At 61.9% G+C, this 16,571-nt stretch carries 14 protein-coding genes and 1 tRNA gene; 8 read left to right on the plus strand and 7 right to left on the minus strand.

Features of this window, described 5'->3' with window-relative positions; all coding sequences use genetic code 11:
- The first annotated feature begins 58 nt into the window (after positions 1–58).
- The 3 genes from MVC20_RS07530 to MVC20_RS07540 all read left to right on the plus strand — a co-directional run bounded on the left by MVC20_RS07530 (position 59) and on the right by MVC20_RS07540 (position 2,655).
- Positions 59–1,348 (plus strand): Gfo/Idh/MocA family oxidoreductase, encoded by a 1,290-nt coding sequence (locus MVC20_RS07530; RefSeq protein ID WP_297539969.1) that lies wholly within the window; start codon positions 59–61, stop codon positions 1,346–1,348.
- A 53-nt stretch (positions 1,349–1,401) separates the two neighbouring features.
- Entirely contained in the window at positions 1,402–1,641 is a 240-nt protein-coding gene (locus MVC20_RS07535) for a CDGSH iron-sulfur domain-containing protein (RefSeq protein WP_297539971.1), read from the plus strand.
- A 66-nt stretch (positions 1,642–1,707) separates the two neighbouring features.
- Positions 1,708–2,655, plus strand: a complete 948-nt coding sequence (locus MVC20_RS07540; RefSeq protein WP_297539973.1) for a DMT family transporter — start codon at positions 1,708–1,710, stop codon at positions 2,653–2,655.
- A gap of 170 nt (positions 2,656–2,825) precedes the next feature.
- Here the strand turns inward: MVC20_RS07540 and MVC20_RS07545 are convergent, their stop codons facing one another.
- The 3 genes from MVC20_RS07545 to MVC20_RS07555 form a co-directional block, all read right to left on the minus strand.
- Positions 2,826–3,560 (minus strand): hypothetical protein, encoded by a 735-nt coding sequence (locus MVC20_RS07545; protein ID WP_297539975.1) that lies wholly within the window; start codon positions 3,558–3,560, stop codon positions 2,826–2,828.
- Between the two features lie 141 nt (positions 3,561–3,701).
- The gene (locus tag MVC20_RS07550; RefSeq protein ID WP_297539977.1) at positions 3,702–4,886 is read right to left on the minus strand and encodes a hypothetical protein; all 1,185 of its coding nucleotides are present in this window, start codon (positions 4,884–4,886) and stop codon (positions 3,702–3,704) included.
- Between the two features lie 247 nt (positions 4,887–5,133).
- Entirely contained in the window at positions 5,134–5,358 is a 225-nt protein-coding gene (locus MVC20_RS07555) for a hypothetical protein (protein ID WP_297539979.1), read from the minus strand.
- Here MVC20_RS07555 and MVC20_RS07560 point away from each other — a divergent pair.
- The gene (locus MVC20_RS07560; RefSeq protein WP_363320731.1) at positions 5,260–6,180 is read left to right on the plus strand and encodes a LysR family transcriptional regulator; all 921 of its coding nucleotides are present in this window, start codon (positions 5,260–5,262) and stop codon (positions 6,178–6,180) included. The two genes, MVC20_RS07555 and MVC20_RS07560, sit on opposite strands and share 99 nt — an antisense overlap.
- On the opposite strand, the gene MVC20_RS07565 is transcribed toward MVC20_RS07560, so the two are convergent.
- Positions 6,164–7,690, minus strand: a complete 1,527-nt coding sequence (locus MVC20_RS07565; RefSeq protein WP_297539983.1) for a trimethylamine methyltransferase family protein — start codon at positions 7,688–7,690, stop codon at positions 6,164–6,166. The two genes, MVC20_RS07560 and MVC20_RS07565, sit on opposite strands and share 17 nt — an antisense overlap.
- A gap of 181 nt (positions 7,691–7,871) precedes the next feature.
- Between MVC20_RS07565 and MVC20_RS07570 the strand changes: the two genes are divergently transcribed.
- Positions 7,872–10,307, plus strand: a complete 2,436-nt coding sequence (locus MVC20_RS07570; RefSeq protein WP_297539985.1) for an FAD-dependent oxidoreductase — start codon at positions 7,872–7,874, stop codon at positions 10,305–10,307.
- A gap of 162 nt (positions 10,308–10,469) precedes the next feature.
- Here MVC20_RS07570 and MVC20_RS07575 read toward each other — a convergent pair.
- Together MVC20_RS07575 and MVC20_RS07580 are read right to left on the minus strand one after the other, a co-directional pair.
- Positions 10,470–10,555 (minus strand) — tRNA-Leu (locus tag MVC20_RS07575).
- A gap of 72 nt (positions 10,556–10,627) precedes the next feature.
- Positions 10,628–11,107, minus strand: coding sequence for an Lrp/AsnC ligand binding domain-containing protein (locus MVC20_RS07580; RefSeq protein WP_037273900.1), 480 nt, complete (start codon positions 11,105–11,107; stop codon positions 10,628–10,630).
- A 104-nt stretch (positions 11,108–11,211) separates the two neighbouring features.
- Between MVC20_RS07580 and putA the strand changes: the two genes are divergently transcribed.
- The gene (putA, locus tag MVC20_RS07585) at positions 11,212–14,643 is read left to right on the plus strand and encodes a bifunctional proline dehydrogenase/L-glutamate gamma-semialdehyde dehydrogenase PutA (RefSeq protein ID WP_297539988.1); all 3,432 of its coding nucleotides are present in this window, start codon (positions 11,212–11,214) and stop codon (positions 14,641–14,643) included.
- Between the two features lie 12 nt (positions 14,644–14,655).
- Here the strand turns inward: putA and MVC20_RS07590 are convergent, their stop codons facing one another.
- Positions 14,656–15,252: a LysE family translocator gene (locus MVC20_RS07590; RefSeq protein ID WP_363320726.1), complete on the minus strand. Its 597-nt coding sequence runs from the start codon at positions 15,250–15,252 to the stop codon at positions 14,656–14,658.
- Positions 15,253–15,383: 131 nt separating this feature from the next.
- Between MVC20_RS07590 and MVC20_RS07595 the strand changes: the two genes are divergently transcribed.
- Together MVC20_RS07595 and MVC20_RS07600 are read left to right on the plus strand one after the other, a co-directional pair.
- Entirely contained in the window at positions 15,384–16,130 is a 747-nt protein-coding gene (locus MVC20_RS07595; protein ID WP_297539991.1) for a rhomboid family intramembrane serine protease, read from the plus strand.
- Positions 16,127–16,495, plus strand: a complete 369-nt coding sequence (locus tag MVC20_RS07600; protein ID WP_297539993.1) for a GFA family protein — start codon at positions 16,127–16,129, stop codon at positions 16,493–16,495. The genes MVC20_RS07595 and MVC20_RS07600 overlap by 4 nt, the downstream gene beginning before the upstream one ends.
- The last annotated feature ends 76 nt before the right edge of the window (positions 16,496–16,571 follow it).

The following is a 16,571-nucleotide window of genomic DNA, read 5'->3' on the forward strand; positions in this document are numbered from 1 at the left end:
TCATCCCCCGGCAGCGGCTTGCAGGTCGCGTGCGCAGGGGCGGACGTGGAGATGTGACATGAACCTGGCGCGATTGGCCTCCGAGGCTGCGGATCGGGGACAGCCTGTTCGGGCGGGTCTGATTGGCGCAGGCAAGTTTGGCTCGATGTTCCTGAGCCAGGTGCCGACCATCGCAGGGCTCGAGGTGACGGCGATTGCCGATCTCGACCCCGCCCGCGCGCGGGCCGCCTGCGCCGCGGTCGGCTGGGACGACAGCCGCATCGCCAGCACGGCCTATGTTGACGATGGTTCGACGCTTGCCGCCCGTGACGACGTCGATGTTGTCATCGAAGCCACCGGCAACCCACGCGCCGGGATTGTCCATGCGCGGGCCGCCATTGCGGGCGGCAAGCATGTGGTGATGGTGAATGTCGAGGCGGATGTGCTGGCCGGTCCCCTCCTCGCCGCAGAGGCGCGGGCAGCGGGCGTGGTCTATTCCATGGCCTACGGCGATCAACCGGCGCTCGTGTCGGAAATGGTGGATTGGGCGCGGGCCACCGGCTTTCACGTGACAGCGGCGGGCAAAGGCACCAAATACCTTCCCGCCTATCATGCCGTCACGCCTGATGACGTCTGGTCGCATTATGGCCTGACTGCGCAAGAGGCGGCGGCAGCGGGGATGAATCCGCAAATGTTCAACTCGTTTCTCGATGGCACCAAAAGCGCCATCGAAATGGTGGCGATTGCCAATGCCTGCGGTCTCGATGTGCCTGACAACGGCCTCAGCTTCCCCCCATGCGGCGTGGACGACCTTGCGCATGTGCTGCGCCCGCGAGCGTTGGGCGGGCAATTGGACGGGCGCGGCATGGTGGAAACCGTATCCTCGCTCGAACGCGACGGGCGGCCCGTGTTCCGCGATCTGCGCTGGGGCGTCTATGTGGTGCTTGAGGCCCCGAACGACTATGCCGCCGCCTGTTTCAAGCAATACGGCCTGCCCACGGATTCCACCGGGCGCTTTGCGTCGATGTACAAACCCTTTCACCTGATCGGGCTGGAATTGTCGATCTCCGTCCTGAGCGCCGCGCTGCGCCATGAGCCCACCGGCCAAGCGCGCGAGATGCGCGGCACCGTGGCCTCGGTCGCCAAGCGCGCGCTGAAGGCGGGAGAGGTGCTGGATGGCGAGGGCGGCTATACCGTCTGGGGCAAGGCGCTGCCGCTCAGCCGCGCGGGCGCGGCGCTGCCCATCGGTCTGGCCCATGGGGTGCGCGTGACACGCGATATCGCGGCGGGGGCCGTGGTGATGCTCGACGATGTCGATCTGTCGGGCAACGACGCGGCCACGCTCTACCGCGCTGCCATCGCAGGGTGATCAGGGCGCAAGAGCACGCATCGAAGACAAGTTTCATCACCGGAGCAGAGCATATGTCAGACCCCGTTATCGCACAAAAGGCCCCCTACCCCGTCGACGTTGAAGAGGGCAAAACCTATTTCTGGTGCGCCTGTGGCAAGAGCGGCAAGCAGCCCTTCTGCGACGGAAGCCACAAGGACACAGGGTTTGCCCCGGTCAAATATACCGCAGAAACAAGCAAGCGGGTGTTCTTTTGCGGCTGCAAGCACAGCGGCAAGCCGCCGCTCTGCGACGGAACCCACAGCAAGCTCTAGACCAAAGGGGCCGCGGGGCGTCGCAAAGAGGGTAGACGCCACCGGGGGGACATCCTATGCGGAGGCATGACACGCGTTGCCTCTGCCTCTCCATCCACCGACCGCATTCTTGCCGGTGTTGCGCTGATGCTGGGGTTTTGCGTGACCGCGCCCTTGCTGGATGTGGCGGCCAAGCTGGCATCGACCAGCGTGCCGGTGGGCCAGATCACCGCCGCGCGTTTTCTCGTGCAATGCGCGCTGATGGCCCCGTTTGTCTGGATCATGGGGCTGTCGTTGCGCGTGCCTCGCGCGCAATGGCTGGCGCTTTTGTCGCGCGCGGTGCTGCTCTTTGTCTCGACCTTCTGCTTTATCGCCGCAATCCGGGTCATGCCGCTGGCCGATGCGCTGGCGATTGTCTTCGTGGCACCGTTCATCGTGCTCTTGGTGGGCAAGTTCTATTTGGGTGAGGATGTCGGCCCGCGCCGCGTGGGTGCGGCGATGGTCGGCTTTGTCGGCGTCCTGTTCGTGATCCAGCCCAGTTTCGCGGCCTTTGGCGCGGTGGCGCTTTTTCCGCTTGGGACGGCGGTTGGCTTTGCCTTCTATATCCTCGTGACACGCGGGCTGTCGCGGCGGGTGCATCCGGTGGCCTTGCAATTTCACACCGGCCTGATTGCCAGCCTTCTCTGTCTGCCGGTGATGATCCTGGCCGAGGGCACGGGGATCGACATGCTCGATCCGGTCAAACCTCAGGGTATCGCATGGCTCTGGTTGCTCGGGGTCGGGTTCTTCGCCACGCTCAGCCACATGATGATGACCTATGCGCTGTCGCTGGCACCCTCGGCGACACTGGCCCCGCTGCAATATCTGGAACTGCCGGTGGCGACGTTGCTGGGCTATCTGGTGTTCCGCGACTTCCCCAACGCGTTGACCCTGACGGGCATCGCCATCATCATTGGCGCGGGTCTCTACATGATCCACCGAGAGAGGGTCACAGCCCGCCAATTGATGACCGAACGCGCAGCGCCACCCATCTAAGGCCGGTATCACGAAGCATCGTGGCGGCCTCCGCATCACCAAACCTCGTGATCCGGATATACGACGGGGACAGAGCAGCACCGGCAGGCACGGATGCCGGGGCTGGATTACAGGTCAGCGATCTTCTGACCGGGTCATCTTGGCCGTTCGGTCGAACGCATCGCAGCCGTTCATACGATCTCGGAGAGAGGCATCGCCCGTTTCAACAACGCGTCGTATACACCGCGAACTTCGGGGCTGAGCGACTGCGGCGTGCCTACATCCCCATCGCTCATGCGCAGGCTCTGTTCGTAAAAAGGGTTTTCTGCCGGGGCGTCGGACGCAACGCCGAGGCGGCCCGCGAGATGATCCACCGCCTTGCCGTAGGCATCTGGAGACCAGTCAAAGTTGACCAGAGGAATGTCGTGGGCCGCTATATGCCCTAACAATTTGCGATTGTACCTCATCCAAAGCTCCAATGGGGCGATGGCAGGTTGAAGGTTGGGCCCACGCCGCTGCAATGAGCGCACCACGGCAAATGGGTGTCGAAAGGTCGCCACATACTGCATGTCCGGCAACGCCTCTTGCCAGAATGGCAACGTGAATACGCTGCGCGGGTCCTTGAATCCCCAGACAGAATGGCCGTCCAGCGATGCTATATGCATGTCCCGACGCGCTCTCAGGTCATCATTCCACCGCATTTCTTCGGGCGGATTGTCCCAGGATCCACCATTCAGCGCCATAAGGTCATTATTGATCCGCATGATCTCGGGGCTTTCCTTGTTGCCCCGTCGGTTGAATGTTGCAAAATTGATCACATCGCCAAGGAACAGACCGCGTTCCTCCAGGCATCCTGCCAAACAGCTGGTGCCGCTCCGATGCATCCCAAGAATGCAAACAACCTTTGCCGGATAGATTTCTGCCATCAAATACCGCCCTGCTGTGCCGGAGAGCCATCGCCAGCGTTGATCCGGTTTGGTGTGTAGACCAATTCGTCAAGCCGGTCGATATGCGCGCATAGCGCAATGGCCGCAAAGGCGTGACCCTGACACGCGCGGCCCCGCACCCTATCCCCCAGCCAAGTCGCCTATCTTTTCAAGAACGCTGTCCATGGTGTGAGAGAAGGCGGATGGATCGCGCGCCTGTGACAGCCGTTTTCGCATCTCTGTATCCGTCGCCACGCCTTGAACAATGGCCGTGATCTCTTCAACGGGCCGGTCTTCGGCCATATGCACGCCTAGCCCGAGGGCCGCGACACGTCGGGCGTTTTCCAGCTGATCCCCGATGTATCCAGGGGCAACGATCATCGGAACGGTGTTCTGCAAACAATGCCAGACCGTGCCAACGCCGCCCAGGAACAGGAACGATGACAGCCCCGGCATGACCGCGTTGAAGTCCGTCCACCGATGCAAATCGACATGCTTGCCCTGGCTGAGCGCCTGAAAGTGCGCGTAGAGGTCGCGATCGTTGCCAAGAAAGAGGCTCACACCCTGTCCCTGGGGTATCTCCGCGATCAGCGCCTCCGTCAGGCGCACCAGGTTTTCTTTGCGGCCTTGGTTGCCAAAGGATACGCCGATCCGTCGGACCTCAGGCGCAGGCGCGGGCGTGGCATGGTTGTAAATACTGATGCTCGCGGGATCGTTGATGTGCTCGTAGAATCGCGCCGGCAAGAACTGCGCATTCAAATGCGGAGACCGCAGCCAGCCACTGTCCAGCCCACCCTTTTGCCAGCCAAGCTCTTCCTTTAGCCGCTCGCCAAGATCGCGATACTCTTGGATCGGCTCGGGACTAGGATGAATGTTGACGCGCCCTTGGGCGGGGGCCGGAAAAAAGCGCCAGTAACCACCAGGCGTCCCCATCGCCGCATAAGGCAGGTCAAGCTGGGCGGCGGCAAGTCCGGTGCCGACGAGCAGGCGGTCGATAAAGACAACGTCAGGTCGATGCTGCGCCATGCGCTGCCGAACACGGCCCAGCGCTGCAATTATGTCTTCGCGCAGCGCATGGTTTTTCTCCAAGACTTCGATCTGCCGCATCTGCATCAGACTTAGCTGGTTCAGAAGCCTCTCTTCCTCAACCTGGCAGCCATGCACTCGCAGCCGTGTGACCTGATCCCCGCAGCTGATCCATACGCAACTGTGCCCTTCGGCCTCAAGCTTCTGGCTGAGACGCAAGAACCCGAGACCGCCGAAATCCATGTGCCCGTAGGCACCTGACACAAGAAACAGGGCTTTGATGCTGTTACTCCCGCTCATTCTCTGGGGCTGTCTTGTCAACATGCCCGGACCAGTCTTGGGCTTGCTCAACCTATTGCGTATTCGGTCCGTCGTATCAAGCACAGCGGCTCGATGGTGCCTATCCAGTGGATGCCGCGATCATTTTTCGCAAGAACACCCTTTGGACACCAAGAGCGGATCCGCGAAAGGCGGTGCAGGAACATGAGCGACACATGAAACCACTCAGCGATGGTGGTCACCATCCCTATATTCGACTTAATCGCATTTACATTCCGATCATGCCGGATGACATTTCATCCTGCGGGTCCGAAGCGGGAGAATTTCCGTGAAACTTTCTCAGATGAGTTTGAAATGGCTGGAGGTTTTTCAGCTGACGGCGCGACATGGCTCTGTGAAGCTCGCGGCTCAGCACAGTGGGCTTTCCGTCAGCACCGTCTCGCATCATCTGCGCTGTCTGGAGGACGCTCTGGGGTGCCATCTGCTGGATCATGCGAAGCGTCCAATGGCATTGACGGTCCAAGGGACGTTGCTTTTGCCCTATGTCGAGGCGGCGATTGCCATATTGGACAGTGGAACAATCGCCGTGTTCTCGGACCAGATCACCGAAACGCGCAACCTGCGCCTCGGATTGATCGAGGATTTCGACAGCGAAGTTGCCCCGCTCCTGGCACGGCAGTTGGCCGCAAGCCTGCCCAAATGTCAGTTTTCCCACTATACCCGGCCCAGCCACGAGGTGATCGACCTGATCCGCCGTCGGGAGTTGGACATTGGCGTCGCGGCGCAACCAAGTTTCGAGGTAGAGGGCGTCAACGAGTACCCGCTGCTGCGGGATCCTTTCGTACTTGCCGTTCCTGCCGATAGCGATCTTGTGGCAGAGGATTACGTTGAGGGTCGGTCTGCCCTGCCCCTGATCCGCTATAGCCAGCGTCAACTGATCGGAGCGCGGATCGAGACGCAATTGCGCCGCATGAAGCTGAGCCCGCCCAATCGGTTCGAGTTCGAGAGCAACCAATCGGTGCTTGGCCTTGTGGCCGAGGGCCAGGGATGGGCCATCACGACCCCGACCAACTATTACCGCGCCCTGCGCTTTCAGTCGCGTCTGAAACTGCTGCCATTTCCGGGTCGCGGATTTTCACGCTATATCTCTGTCTATACATCGCCCGGGTATGGCAGCGGGGTGGTCGATCTTGTCGTGACGACCTTGCGTCTTCAGATTCAATCAATGGTAATTGATCCGACCACCGACAAGATGCCGTGGCTCAAGGCGGGCTTTCACCTCTTTCCCGCCGCCAAAGCTATAGAAGAATTCTGAATTGCGCGCGGATTTCGGCATCTTGTTCGGGTGACAGATAGGCCGGGTGATGATGGGCGAGAATCTTGCGGGCCTTGGTCCTTGCCCGGCTCCAAGCGTCCTGCGATCCGTTTTCCGACCAAGTGATGGGCTGGTCCCGGTCCGCAAGCACGGGGTAGAAGTAATCCCGCTCCATCGCCGCGAAGGTGTGCTGCCCTCCGAGAAAATGACCGTCGCCGAGAACCGCCTCGCATATGGCGTCAAACCCCAGGTTCTCTTCGGTCACTTCGATCCCACGGAGGGCGCGGTAGGTCGCAGAATGCATTTCGTCGTCCAGAACGAAAGCCTCAAAGCTGGCGCCCAGCAATGATGCCGTCATGCCCGAAGACTCGTAGATCAGGTTGCCCCCTGCCAGGGCTGCAGCCATCGAAGTCAGCCCCTTTTCCACCCCGTATTGGGCATCGATTGCCTTGGCGTCGGTCATGGATGCCGCGACCCCGGAGGGCAGCCCGAGCCAATTGCTGAGCTGCGCGGAAGCTGCGTTCAGCACCGCAATTTCGCCTCCGCCGCCCGTAAAAGCACCCGTACGCAAATCAATGACCAACGGCCAATTAGAAAAGACCATGGGAAAGCCGGGGCTTATGACATTGACCATGACAAGGCTTGCCAATGTCTCGGCCAGCGATTGCGCGAGAAACCCCGCCAAGGTCGCAGGGGCCGTGGCCCCGGATTGGGCCGCCGTGATACAGGACATCGGGATGTTATGGGCAATGCATTCATAGACCACATCCACCGCGTCCTCACCAAAACGCATGGGTGAAATCACCGGGCTGATATGCGCCTTGACGAAGGGTTTTTCCGCGAACTTCCCCGGACCCCCGGCAACGATGTCATACATCCTGACGATGGGGGCCACATGCTCGGCCAAGGTAAAAGCCGTTGCGACAGGCTTGGTCGTGTGTCGCAGCAAGGCATACGAGGTGTTGACATCAAGGTCGAAATTGTCGGGCACATCCGTAGCAATGCAGCAGCGTGTGAACCAGCTGACATTGGTCAAAGTGTCCTGAAGCCGGGTGAAATCGTGCAGGTCCTGCAAGGTGGAAGGGCGGTATTGCCCCGTATCCAAATCCAGTGTTTGCACCGCGGCCCCCCCGGTTCCAAAATAGACCCGGTCGCCACCGACCTCTATCGAGCGATCATCATCGCGCCCATGCAGCACAAAGGTCTTGGCCGCCGATTTGATCGCGGCCCGCGTCAATTCGGGCGGAAACAAAAGACGCCCGGCCCCATTATCCACGGCTCCTGCCGCCCCTAGATCCCGGCCGAGCCTGTCTGGCACCTCTCCCAAGCCAAGCTCTGCCAGCAAGCGGAGCGCTGTCTCGAAGATCGCAACCAGATCCCTCTCGCTCAGTGGTTTGTAGCTGCCGCCTGGCTGACCGGGCGCAGCCGGATTTGCACCTGGTTTGGCCGCGCGCCTCGAAATGCGGTCCTTTCGGCCGGATCGTCTGGTTCCGGGAGGGGGCTCGGTCATGTCAAAACGCTCCGCATGCAATGGCATGACCACTTAGCCTGCGGGGCGGCGCAGCCTGCAAGATCAACAAAGGCCGCGCGATAAAATCATAAAATCAATTCGATGATTTCGAACATAGGCCGCTCGTGTTGACACCTTCCGCCAAAGTGAGACGGTGCCCGGGAGTTCTCGGAGGAATGATATGAAATCGCAGACGCGCGTTGTGGTCATTGGCGGCGGGATCGCTGGATGTTCGACCCTTTATCACCTGACCCGCGAGGGATGGACCGATGTGGTTCTGGTCGAGCGCAACGAACTGACCTCGGGCACCACCTGGCATTCCGCGGCGCAGGTGACGAATTTCGGCATGACCCAGACCATGGTTGGTCTCAAATCGCATTCCATCGCGCTCTACAAGGAACTGTCCGAAGACCCGGATTATCCGATCAACTACCACCATGGCGACGGCGGCATCCGGTTGGCCAACACCGAGGCGCAGATGGATGGCTATCGCCATTTCGCCTCAATGGCTCGGGGCATGGGGGTGCATTTCGAGGTGATCGACGCGGCCGAATGCGCGCGCCGGCACCCTCTGATTTCCACCGAAAACCTGTTGGGCGGCCTATGGGACCCTCTGGATGGCGATATCGACCCGGCGCAGCTCTGTCAGGCGCTCGCGCGGCGTGCGCGCGCAGCAGGGGCCGAAGTCTATCGTCATACCCCCGTGACTGGCCTCACCCAACATCGGGATCACAGCTGGACCGTGCATACAGACAAGGGCGACATCGCCTGCGAGATCGTCGTCAATGCATGCGGCTATCGTGTCAACGAGGTGGGCGCGATGATGGGCGTGCATCACCCTGTGATGTCGATGGAACATCAATATTTCCTGACCGAAGAAATTCCCGCGATCCGCGATGCGGGCCACCGCATGCCGCTCTTGCGTTGCCCGATCAGCGATTACTACTGCCGTCAGGAAAAGAACGGGCTTTTGCTCGGATTCTATGAGCAAGGGTGCAAAACCTGGGGCATGGATGGGATCGACCCGAATTTCGTCAACGCGCTCTGCCCTGACGATCTTGACCGGGTCACGGATGTGCTGGAGGGGGCCTTTGCCCGTATGCCGGCGCTGATGGACGTCGGCATACATACCGTTGTCAACGGCCCGATCACCTATACCATCGACGGCGCGCCTCTGGTGGGGCGCATTCCCGGCAAGCGCAATGCATTCTGCATCATCGGCCTGCGGGCGGGACTTGGCGAAGGGGGCGGTCATGGCTGGCTGCTTGCGCAGCAGATCGTTCATGGCGAGGCCCAATATGACACCTGGGTCACGGACCCGCGCCGGTTCACCAGCCATGCCAATGTGGAATTGACCGCACTAAAGGCTATCGAGGATTATCAGAACGAATTTCGCTTTCATTTCCCGCATGAACACCGCCCCGCCGGGCGACCGATGAAGACCACGCCGCTGACGCCGATCCTGGCGGCGGCCGGTGCGGCGTTCAAGGTCGTCAACGGGTGGGAGCGAGTGGACTATATGAAACCCGGCCCCGAATTCCACGAGACCCACAGTTTTCGGTTCAACGAAACCTTTGACGTTGTGGCCCGCGAGGTGGCGGCGGTTCAGACAGGTGTCGGCATTTGCGAGGTGAACGGCTTTAACCGTATCGAACTGACCGGTGCCGGTGTGCACGACTTTCTTGACCGGATGAGCTGCAGCCATATTCCGCGCAAGCCCGGCAAGGTCGGGCTCTGCTATCTTCTCAATCACTTTGGCGCGCTCAAGGCCGAGGCCACAATCGCAAATCTGCCCGCGTCGGACCGTGGCCCTGACCGGGTATGGTATGGATCTGCTGCGGCGGCAGAGTACCACGACATGGACTGGTTGCGCGCGCATCTGAGACCCGGCGAAGATGTGCAAATCCGCTCGATCACCAATGATCACACGATCCTTGTCGTGGCCGGGCCAAAATCGCGCGCCGTGATGCAGGCGGTCAGCCGTGCCGACTGGTCCCGCGACGCATTCCCTTGGCTCAGTGCGCGGGAATGCTTTGTCGGCATTGCCCCGGCGGTGGTCATGTCAGTCAGCTACTCGGGGGAACTGGCCTATGAAATCCATGTCCCCAATGCGCATCTCTATGCGGCCTGGCTTGCGCTCCGCGCGGCGGGCGCGGCGCATGACATGCAGGTCTTTGGTGCCCGCGCCGTCGAGTCGATGCGCATGGAAAAGGGATATCTGCACTGGAAAGCGGATATCCTGACCGAATTCGACCCGTTCGAGACGGGATTGGAGCGTTTTGTCAGAACCGACAAGGCCGAATTCATCGGTCGCGACGCCCTCTTGACGCGGCAGGCGTCCGGCCCGCAGCGCAGGCGTGTCACGCTGGCCATTCAGTGCCGCGACGCCCCGGCCCATGGCGGGGCATCGGTGATGGTGGACGGCACGGTGAGGGGAACAGTGACATCCGGTGACTGGGGTCACCGGCTCGGCATGAACTTGGCCTATGCCTTTGTCGACCCCGCGCTTGCGACCCCCGGCACAGAGGTCTCTATCGACATAATCGGCAGATCGACCCCGGCCGAGGTCATCGCACCGGGCCCCTATGATCCCGATCATGCGATTGTCCGCGCCTGATCCGGCACGCGGTCCATAGATCCAGGCGCGATAGCTCACATCCGGCGTTGCATCGCCCTCAAGCAGCGACAGTGCGAAGTGGATCGCACCGGCGGCACCCGGGTGAACTCTTGACGGCATCCTGACTTATTGATCTGTATCGCTATTTTAATAGCATTATTGTGGTGCCCGCGGCCGGACTCGAACCGGCACGGCCTTGCGGCCGGGAGATTTTAAGTCTCATGTGTCTACCATTCCACCACGCGGGCACGGGGGTATGCGGGGCGGACAATATCCGCTTTGACGTGGGTGTAAAGCCAAACGCAGGGGTTTGGGACGGATCAGATCACGTCGGAGAGGGCGTTTTCCTTGACTGCCTGCATCGCAACATAGGTCGAGGTATTGGCCAGATGTGGCAGGGTCGAAATGTGTTCGGCCAGCACCCGGCGATAGTCGGCCATGCTCTGCGTGCGGATCTTCATCAGGTAGTCGAAATTCCCTGCGATCAGATGCACTTGCTCGATCTCGGGGATCTTTGACACGGCGGCGTTGAACTCTGCCAAGGCTGCCTCGCGGGTGTCGTGCAGGCGCACCTCGACGAAACTCACGTGATCGAGGCCAAGGCGGATCGGATCGAACAGCGCGCGGTAGCCGGTGATCACACCGTCCCGCTCCAGCCGCCGAAGGCGGGCTTGCGTGGGCGATTTCGACAACCCAATCTCGCGCGCAAGCTCAGTCACGCTGATCCGCCCGTCGCCGGCCAGAACCCGTAGAATCGCCCGGTCAAAGCGGTCAAGGTCGAGCTGTTCGTTTTGATCCATGGTATGCTCCAAATTCAAACCATCCGGCCTGAAATTTCATTCTAATCAGGAAAAGTCACTGGTTCAATGATGCTATGATGTGCCATCCAACCATGGGGACCCGCATGCCATACGACACCGACATTCGCCGCGCCATCGACCTTGCCACCTATGCGGACGAGGCGGAAACGCTGGCGCGTCTGACCGCTGCCGCCAATCTCTCCGAGGCTGACCGGGCGCGGATCTGCGCGCGCGGTGCCGATCTCGTGCGCGCCATTCGCGGGCAATCCAGCCCCGGTCTGATGGAGGTGTTTCTGGCCGAATATGGCCTCTCGACCGATGAGGGCATTGCGCTCATGTGTCTGGCGGAGGCGCTGTTGCGGGTGCCGGATGCCGACACCATTGACGCGCTGATCGAGGACAAGATCGCGCCGTCGGACTGGGGCAAGCATATGGGGCATTCCACCTCGCCGCTGGTCAATGCCTCGACGTGGGCCTTGATGTTGACAGGCAAGGTGCTCAAGGACGAAAAGCCGGGGCCCGTGGGCCATCTGCGCGGTGCCATCAAACGGCTGGGCGAGCCGGTCATCCGCACCGCCGTGGGGCGCGCGATGAAGGAAATGGGCCGCCAGTTCGTGCTGGGCGAGACCATTCAGGGCGCCATGGACCGCGCGGCGGCGATGGAAAAGAAGGGCTACAGCTATTCCTATGACATGCTGGGCGAGGCGGCGCGCACCGATGCGGACGCGACCCGCTATCACCTCAGCTATTCCCGTGCGATCACTGCCATCGCCAACGCCTGCACGCAGGCCGACATTCGCAGCAATCCCGGCATTTCGGTGAAACTCTCGGCGCTGCATCCGCGCTACGAGGTGGCGCAGCGCGCGCAGGTGATGGAGGTTCTTGTGCCCCGCCTGCGCAGCCTCGCCCTTTTGGCGAAATCGGCCAAGATGGGTCTCAACATCGACGCAGAAGAGGCGGATCGTCTGTCGCTCTCGCTCGACGTGATCGAGACGGTGTTGGCAGAGCCCGCCCTTGCCGGATGGGACGGGTTCGGTGTGGTGGTGCAGGCCTACGGCCAACGCGCCAGCCATGTGATTGATTTTCTTTATGATCTGGCTACGCGTCTGGATCGCAAGATCATGGTTCGTCTGGTCAAGGGTGCCTATTGGGATACCGAGATCAAGCGCGCGCAGGTGGCGGGGATCGACGGTTTTCCGGTCTTCACCTCCAAGGCCGCAACCGATGTCAGCTATATCGCCAATGCGCGCAAGCTCTTGTCGATGACCGACCGCATCTATCCGCAGTTCGCGACCCACAACGCCCACACCGCCGCCGCCATTCTGGATATGGCCAGCGACAAGGGCGCATTCGAGTTCCAGCGCCTGCACGGCATGGGCGAGGCGCTGCATGATATCATCCTCAAGGCCGAAGGCACCCGCTGTCGCATCTACGCGCCTGTGGGCGCGCATCGCGATCTCTTGGCCTATCTGGTGCGGCGCCTCTTGGAAAACGGTGCAAACTCCAGCTTTGTGAACCAGATCGTCAATGACGAGGTGGCCCCAGAAGAGGTCGCGCGCGATCCCTTTGTCGCCGTGAACGACCCGCAACCGCGTCTTCCCAAAGGGCAGGACCTGTTCCAGCCCGAGCGCCCCAATTCGCGCGGCTTCGATCTGCGCCACCAGCCGACGCTGGACCAGATCGAGGCAGCGCGCGCGCCCTTTGCGCAGCACCGCTGGGAAGCCGCGCCGCTGATCGCGGGCACGCCCGCACCGCAAGCAGCGGAGGCCGTCGAGAACCCGGCCGATCCCGCCGACACCCCCGGCACCGTGGCCTGGGCCAGCAAGGCCGATATCGAGGTGGCCTTGAACGCCGCCGCCGCATGGGGTGCCCCCGCCAAGGAGCGTGGCGCAATCCTCAACCGCGTGGCGGACCTCTATGAGGAGAATTATGGCGAGATATTCGCACTGCTGACCCGTGAGGCGGGGAAATCCATCCCCGATGCCGTGGCCGAGCTGCGCGAGGCGGTGGACTTCCTGCGCTACTACGCCGCCCACGCCCCCGAGGACGCGCCGATCGGCACCTTTACCTGCATTTCGCCGTGGAACTTCCCCCTGGCCATCTTTACCGGCCAGATCGCCGCGGCCCTGGCCGCCGGCAACGCGGTGCTGTCGAAACCCGCCGAGCAGACACCGCTCATCGCGCATCTGGCGGTGGGCCTCATGCACAAGGCCGGCGTGCCCGTCACGGCCCTGCAACTTCTGCCCGGGGCCGGGGATGTGGGCGCGGCGCTTACCTCTGACGCGCGCGTGGGTGGCGTGGCCTTTACCGGCTCGACCGAAACAGCGCTCAAAATCCGCGCGGCCATGGCCAAGCATCTCGCCCCCGGCGCACCGCTCATCGCGGAAACGGGCGGCATGAACGCGATGATCGTGGATTCGACCGCGCTGCCCGAACAGGCCGTGCAGGCAATTGTCGAAAGCGCCTTTCAATCCGCGGGTCAGCGCTGCTCCGCTCTGCGCTGTCTCTATGTGCAGGATGACATCGCGCCGCATTTCCTCGAGATGCTGACCGGTGCAATGGATGCGCTGACCGTCGGCAATCCGTGGCACCTGAGCACCGATTGCGGCCCGGTGATCGACGAAGAGGCGCGTGCAGGCATTGCCGCGCATATCCAGACCGCGCGCGCGCAAGGACGCCTCTTGCACGAGCTGAAAACCCCGAACGCGGGCACCTATATTGCCCCCACACTGATCAAGGTTGGCGGGATCGGCGATATCGAGCGGGAAATCTTTGGTCCCGTGCTGCATGTCGCCACGTTCAAATCCGGCGATCTCGACCGGGTTATCGGCGCCATAAACGCCACTGGCTATGGCCTGACCTTTGGTCTGATGACACGGATCGACGACCGTGTTCAGCATGTGACCGAGGCGGTGCACGCGGGCAATATCTATGTCAACCGCAACCAGATCGGGGCCATCGTGGGCAGCCAGCCCTTTGGCGGCGAGGGCATGTCGGGCACCGGGCCCAAGGCGGGGGGGCCACATTACCTCACGCGCTTTACCGCGCGCCCCGCGTCGGAAAAGGGCGAGAAATGGACCGAGGCCATGTCGGCGCAAGCGGCGCAAAAGGCGCTCGATGCCGCCAATGCCGCCGCCCGTGCGCCCCGCGCGGCCCTTGTTCTGCCGGGGCCGACCGGCGAGTCGAACCGACTGACCACCCATGTACGCCCTGCGCTGTTGTGCATGGGGCCGGGGGCGGATCTGGCGGCAGCGCAGGCGCGCGCGATCGAGGGGCTGGGCGGTGTGGCGGTTACCGCCACGGGCCGGGTCGACCCAGAGGCGCTTGTAACCATGGGCGGCCTATCGGGCGTGCTCTGGTGGGGCTGCGAAAGCGAGGCGCGCGCCTATGCCGGAGCCATGGCGCGACGTGCAGGCCCGATCCTGCCCTTGATCACCGGCATGCCTGACACCGGCCACGCGCTCCACGAGCGGCATGTCTGTGTCGACACCACGGCGGCGGGCGGCAATGCGGCGCTCTTGAGCGGAATGTCCTGAGGCCCAGGTCGATCAGGCCAAAAGCATCCACAAGGCCACGGTCCCGAGGACCACGCCGAAAGCTGTATTCAGTGCCAGCGCGCTTCCAGCGCGGGCAAAAAGCCGACCCAATCTCGCGCCCATCATGGTCCACAGGGTAAAGGCCACAAGGTTGTTAAGCGTAAAAAGCGTGGTGATACCCAGTACCAACAGTGTCTGGTTGGTGTCCGAAACGCTCAGGAATTGCGTGAACATCAACGCAATGATCACATAGGCCTTGGGATTGAGGAGCAAGAGCACCGCCCCATCCCGAAACGAGGCCGGGCGTGCCTCAATCGCACTGTCGCGTGCCCCGGCACGCAGCAAACCCCAAGCGATCCAGAAAACGTAAAGCGCACCAGCGAGTTTGAGCAAGACGAAAATCCCCGGCGCGGCCTCCAGCGCGCCGACAAAACCGAAACCTATCGCGGCTGTCACCAGCCATGTGGCGATGTGATACCCAAAGCTTGCCGGAAACGTCGCCCGAATCCCAAAGCGCGCACCATTGGCGGCGAAAAAGAGGTTACCGGGACCGGGACTATAGGCCAGCGGCAAAAGAAAAAGCACCAGCGCAAATGCAAGCTGAGTCATCGTCATCTCCTATGGGTGGGAAAACTTTGCGCACCGATCCCGATAATGGGCGACCCGGTTCTTGCGCAAATCGAGACGGCGGGTGCAATCACCGGCTTTCCGTCCCCCGTGATCCGCGCTAGCTTTCGCCCATGTTCCCGATCCGCGATCATAACCCTTCGGGGCGCAGACCCTATGTCACCTACGGGCTGATCGCGCTCAATATCGTGATTTTCATATCCTACTGGCCGCTTTTCGCGAATGAGAGGGCGCTCAATCTCTTTTTCTACGATTGGGCCATGATCCCCGCCAAGGTGACGCAACTGGGGGATTTCAGCGGGTTGCTGACCTCGATGTTCCTGCATGGGGGCGCGCTGCATCTGGCGGGAAACATGCTGTTTCTCTGGATCTTCGGGGATAACATGGAGGATCGGATGGGGCATCTGCCCTATCTCGGCTTTTACCTTGCCACCGGCGTGGCGGCGGGGCTTGCGCATATCCTGGGCAGTCCGGGCTCGATGGTGCCAACCGTCGGGGCCTCGGGCGCGATTGCGGGGGTGATGGGCGGGTATCTCCTGCTCTTTCCACGGGCGCGGGTGGATATCCTGCTGTTTTTCTTCGTGTTCTTTCGCATCATCCCGATTCCCGCAGCGATCATGCTGGTGCTGTGGTTCGCGCTTCAGGTCATGGCAGGGCTCGGCAGCGATCCCGACATGGGCGGGGTCGCCTATTGGGCACATGCGGGTGGGTTTGTTGCAGGCTTGGCATTGACACTGCCGGTCTTTCTGCGGCTTGGCGGCCCGCGTTTCTGGCGCGAGACCCATGGCTCGCCACCGCATCCTGCGCCCGACTACCGCTTTCGTCCCAGTTCCATTCCGACAGTGAGGAAACGCCGATGACCCACCCCCTCAAGGCCACCTGCCATTGCGGCGCGGTTGAGCTGCGCGTGACGCTCTCCGAGGGGCTTTCGACCGCGCGACGCTGTGATTGCTCGTTTTGCCGCAGGCGCGGCGCGGCGGCAGTTTCGGCCCCCCTGAACGGGGTCGAGGTGCTCCGCGGCGCGGATAATCTTACGCTCTATCAATGGGGCACTGGCACGGCCAAACACTATTTCTGCAAGACTTGCGGAATTTACACGCATCATCGGCGCCGATCGAACCCGAATGAGTATGGCGTCAATCTTGGGGCGATCGAGGGCGTGAACCCGCGTGATCTCGACCCGATTGGATGGGTCGACGGGGTAAACCATCCGTCGGATGCGTGAAGGGCCGTGAGGAAGAGTTTGGCCGAGAGTTGACATCGGCCCTAACCGCCAAAGCGCGGCGTCACGGCGTCAAACG

This window comes from Roseovarius sp., assembly GCF_027019125.1.
Classification (GTDB): Bacteria; Pseudomonadota; Alphaproteobacteria; order Rhodobacterales; family Rhodobacteraceae; genus Roseovarius.

Coding starts and splice junctions, on each gene's coding strand:
- MVC20_RS07530 (WP_297539969.1), top strand. CDS start 59: ATGAACCTGGCGCGATTGGCCTCCGAGGCTGCGGATCGGGGACAGCCT.
- MVC20_RS07535 (WP_297539971.1), top strand. CDS start 1,402: ATGTCAGACCCCGTTATCGCACAAAAGGCCCCCTACCCCGTCGACGTT.
- MVC20_RS07590 (WP_363320726.1), bottom strand. CDS start 15,252: ATGACTCAGCTTGCATTTGCGCTGGTGCTTTTTCTTTTGCCGCTGGCC.
- MVC20_RS07580 (WP_037273900.1), bottom strand. CDS start 11,107: ATGGATCAAAACGAACAGCTCGACCTTGACCGCTTTGACCGGGCGATT.
- MVC20_RS07545 (WP_297539975.1), bottom strand. CDS start 3,560: ATGGCAGAAATCTATCCGGCAAAGGTTGTTTGCATTCTTGGGATGCAT.
- MVC20_RS07595 (WP_297539991.1), top strand. CDS start 15,384: ATGTTCCCGATCCGCGATCATAACCCTTCGGGGCGCAGACCCTATGTC.
- MVC20_RS07550 (WP_297539977.1), bottom strand. CDS start 4,886: ATGAGCGGGAGTAACAGCATCAAAGCCCTGTTTCTTGTGTCAGGTGCC.
- MVC20_RS07540 (WP_297539973.1), top strand. CDS start 1,708: ATGACACGCGTTGCCTCTGCCTCTCCATCCACCGACCGCATTCTTGCC.
- MVC20_RS07565 (WP_297539983.1), bottom strand. CDS start 7,690: ATGACCGAGCCCCCTCCCGGAACCAGACGATCCGGCCGAAAGGACCGC.
- MVC20_RS07600 (WP_297539993.1), top strand. CDS start 16,127: ATGACCCACCCCCTCAAGGCCACCTGCCATTGCGGCGCGGTTGAGCTG.
- MVC20_RS07555 (WP_297539979.1), bottom strand. CDS start 5,358: ATGATCCAGCAGATGGCACCCCAGAGCGTCCTCCAGACAGCGCAGATG.
- MVC20_RS07570 (WP_297539985.1), top strand. CDS start 7,872: ATGAAATCGCAGACGCGCGTTGTGGTCATTGGCGGCGGGATCGCTGGA.
- putA (WP_297539988.1), top strand. CDS start 11,212: ATGCCATACGACACCGACATTCGCCGCGCCATCGACCTTGCCACCTAT.